This window comes from Enterococcus sp. VV15, assembly GCF_005236045.1.
In the GTDB taxonomy this organism is placed as follows: Bacteria; Bacillota; Bacilli; order Lactobacillales; family Enterococcaceae; genus Enterococcus_B; species Enterococcus_B durans.
Genome location: NZ_QPTY01000072.1, coordinates 1 through 4,140 on the forward strand (window position 1 = coordinate 1; position 4,140 = coordinate 4,140).

Here is a 4,140-nt window from a genome sequence, read left to right on the forward strand (position 1 = left end):
TTGTGGTTAAAAACATTGTACCGTAAAAGGGCTGTTACATGGCCTTTTATCTTTTACACAATTATATGGACTTTATCTTTTCGAATGCAGATAAATTTATATCATTAAATAATGAATATGTTTATAATCATAAATTAAAATTTAATAGTGAATTTGAATTAAAGAAATATTTTTTTGAACGGTATCCGCTATTTTTAACAGAAAAAGAAAGTAAGTACCCTTTTTGGCAGGCATTTAATCAAGCTATAAGTCAGTATAAAGAATTCGAGATAGATAATATTAGTAAATATGGCAAGTATTCATTACCTGGATTTTTGAAAAAAAGTGAGCTACAAATAACAATGGATATGGTAAAATCGCAATCAGAACTTAACCTTTGCTTTGATTTTTCAACCAAAATAAATTTTAAAGATATCGTTCTAGGTAAAGATAATTCTCCAATTGCTTGTGCCTTGAGATATGTTTTCCATGATCAAGAGTTAAACAAGAAGGTCAAATGTTATGAAAAAGGCAAGGAAATAGCGACACCTTGGGAACAATCACCTAGTTTGTGGGAGAATACCGTAAAAGACATTCATACAGATTTGACAGTCAGTCTGGATACTCATAAATCGCTAACAAAAGTGTGGAAATTAACGGAAAAAACTGAACAAGTACCTAGTGAAGATTTTAAAGCAGCGAAAACGAATTCTTTAGAAATATCAGCGATTAAGGTAAAGTTGAGTGAACTGAGAAATCAAAATGATCTAAAAGACCCTGAAAAAAAAGAAAGTAAAAAGAAAATAGAGTTAAATATAAATGAACGATAAGCAGCTATTGTATCTATTGATTAATTAAACATTCAAAAAATTAGTTAGGCAGAAAGACAATATGTGGTTGGTCCTGACGAATATTTGAAACAGTCATCTAAAAATAGTTTTATTACGTAATTTGAAATTCTTGAGAGGAAAAGTTTTTTTAGCGAAATCATCTATTTGAAATCATCTTAATTTGAAGAACAGATAGTATCGTTTTTAGAGAATAGGTTTTTGCTGATCGTAAAAAAGATTTTTATAGAATCATATTTTTGAATAAATGTCATTGGCAAACAAATGGATGTAGGCGCTAGTGATCATTCAAGCATATGAAGAAAATTTGTAGTAGAAATCTTAGGTAATTTATAAAACATAGAAAATTGTCGAAACGAGAAACTAACTTTGAGTAATTTTTAAGAAGAATCATTAGTAAGTATTCAAATTGAAACTAACGAAAAAAGGAGAGCAAGGTTATGAAAAATAAGTCATATGAACTCCGAAAAAGTGGACCAGTTGATAAAAACATAAAAAAAAAAATTCTAGATGAATTTTTTGATGGTCGTTTGAGAAGTATCAGAAAACTTGAAGTTAAATATAAGGTGGCTAGAAACTGTATTTCCATGTGGGTGAAAGATGAGTATCGTAATGGGAGAAAGATTGAGAATATTGAAAGTGAGATGACGAAAAGAAATATATATACTAGTAAAGAAAAACAAGTGTTTTTAATAAGTTATTTAACTCATCCTGATATTACGATTGATGCTTTTGCAAAACAGAATAATATTCCAGTTACAACGTTTTCTAAGTGGTTATATGACTATCGTAATGAAAAAATAGTAAAAAAAGTATACTCTACAAAAGAAAAATTAAAATTTATAAATTTATACAAACAAACGAACGGACAATCTACGATTACAGCTTTTACTGAGCGATATGGCTTAGCTAAATCTACCTTTTTATATTGGCTCCGAAAGGATAAAGAAGAACGACTCGGACAAAAGAGTATTGTTCAGATACTTAAGGAAAGTAGAGAAGAATTTGATAAGGACAAAGGAACTTCAAAAACTAACTTAGAGGATGTTAATCGCAAACAACAAGTGACAAAAAAACAGATTAACACTAGTATGCCAACAACAAATAAAAGTTCCTCACTGCCAAGTGAAAGTCTAGATGAATGGTTATGGAACATGCCAAATATAGAAGAAATAAGGAGCATGCCAGAGCAGACAACAAGTACTAACGAAGGACATAAAAAGAGTAGTCAAAACAGTTTGGAAAGTTTGTCAACGCTTTACTCAAAAGAATCATTAACAAATTTAGAAACGACACAAAAACAATATAAGAAACTACCTACCATCAAACAGTCCGTTGATAAGCAAAGTTTATTTCCTTACTTAAATAGCGTAAAGAACAAAAACGAACAATCACGTATTGAACGCAGACAGACATACATTTTACCAAAAACGCAGTTTGAAAATCCAGCGATTATTTTGAATATTAATGGACCGATGTTTTTTTTTAATATGGATTCTAAAGTGGAAGGGCTAGAAACGATAAACATTCTAAAGAATAATCTATTTGAAACATTACAAAAATGTTTCACCGATTCCAACAATAAAGAAGACGAAATTTATTCAAACAATATAACTGTTTCATAGAATAAGGCGGAAAGTTGCAAAAAAAACATAGATCCAGATAGAAATTTACAAGCAATACAAAGTGAACTTCCAAGGAATATTTCACTTGTAAAAGAACATGCATTAAACGTAGAAGCGCAACAAACAATGGATAGCATGCCAAAAACAACAAATACGAAATTATATAAAAGTAGCAGGTATCGTTCGAAGTAACTTCATTTGATGTTGTTCTAAGCCTGCAGGTAGGCGATGAATGACGGTCGGTATATGAAAATATCGGTTGTAATTCAAAGCTATGGACTTACTATTATCAATAGACTTTTAGTTTACATATTACTTCGTAGACTTATCAATTAGTAATGAAAAAAGGAGCGTAAAAAATGAATGGTCCAAAACGTGACTTAGAAAGTGTCTATGTTGATCCTGTAATTGGGAATTTAATGAACCATCCTCAAATTGGTAAGATTAATGAGATTTTTAGAAATAGTGAAAAACGTTATTTTATTCACTTATCAGAAATTTTTGAAAATAATCCTCTACTATATGCTAAAATTGAAGAAATAATTTTTGCTAAGTATAAAATATTTGAAACGTCTTTGCTAGTAGTACTTAGACGACAAGGAAAAGGCATCTTACATGATTCTTTAATTTTGCCAGATTTGGCAAAATATCGAATGGACGTAGCTAAAGTGTTGTTACAAGAGTGTCAAAAAGAAGCAAGGTTAGCAATACGTAATGCTTATTATCAAAATGGTTATCTAATTGGTGAAACATACTCTCCTGAGTTCACTCGTCTTATTGATGAGGCGAATAGAAGAGAAGAACAAAAAAAACAAGTACGTTTAAAGGAACGTCTGTTTGATTCTTGCTTGCAAAACCTTTTTAGAGAACAACCTGTAAATTTAATTAATCGGATGACAAGACAATACATGCAGCGATGATTACGCGAATCTAAAATCAAGCTTATTTGACCGTAAAAAGCATGTTAAATGATTTCAAATACTTTGCAAAAAAACATTTAAAAGAGAACAGTTCAAGCCAACCGTAAAAGAATTAATCTAGAGCCACCTTTTATATTTAAAATAGGCGATGATAAGTTGTTTAAACCACGTAAAAAGAGTAGAATTACAAATAGGAAATAAAATATTTATTTAAGTTAAACTGACAACAGATAACGCATAAAAATAATTATATATTTCTTTTAAAAGAATGGAGGAAGACACCGATTGATTATCTCCACTTATTTTTTGGTTCACATTTGTTTGATAAGTCAATGATCATCAACATCGAAGGAGTCTTTTGAGGAAATCATTCATATAGCAGCTTGGCCTCAAAGGTGTTTATTTTTGTAGTATGCTAACCATCTTAGAAAACAATCTGTTTTTTAATTCCCAAAAATGAAAAATCGAATGGAAGAAACTATCTTAGGTATCAGATTTTAAACTGAGTTAATTAATTGACAAACCGAGCAATTGATCGTTTAAAAAAGGTTAATTTGCTTGGTTTTTTCTTGTTAAGAACTTTAATTGTAAATGGAAAGTAATCGAGTATATTTTCTAAAATTTAGTGTGTGGGACAATAGTCAGAAAACAATCTGATTATTGCCCCACTTTTTTTGATTTAAAGGTACACAAAAAGCACACAACCTTGTATGATTAAAGTGACTAAACCAAACCGACAAGGAGTGTGCCTTATGTTTAAAAATTATA

3 protein-coding genes are annotated in these 4,140 nt (G+C 30.0%); all 3 read left to right on the forward strand.

Annotated elements, in window-relative coordinates; all coding sequences use genetic code 11:
- The first annotated feature begins 38 nt into the window (after positions 1 to 38).
- Positions 39 to 809 carry a hypothetical protein gene (locus DVW83_RS14240; RefSeq protein WP_137239596.1) on the forward strand — a complete coding sequence of 257 codons (771 nt, stop codon included), beginning with the start codon at positions 39 to 41 and terminating at the stop codon, positions 807 to 809.
- 458 nt (positions 810 to 1,267) lie between these two features.
- Positions 1,268 to 2,452 (forward strand): hypothetical protein, encoded by a 1,185-nt coding sequence (locus tag DVW83_RS14245; RefSeq protein ID WP_104660262.1) that lies wholly within the window; start codon positions 1,268 to 1,270, stop codon positions 2,450 to 2,452.
- Positions 2,453 to 2,811: 359 nt separating this feature from the next.
- Entirely contained in the window at positions 2,812 to 3,372 is a 561-nt protein-coding gene (locus DVW83_RS14250) for a hypothetical protein (protein WP_104660261.1), read from the forward strand.
- The last annotated feature ends 768 nt before the right edge of the window (positions 3,373 to 4,140 follow it).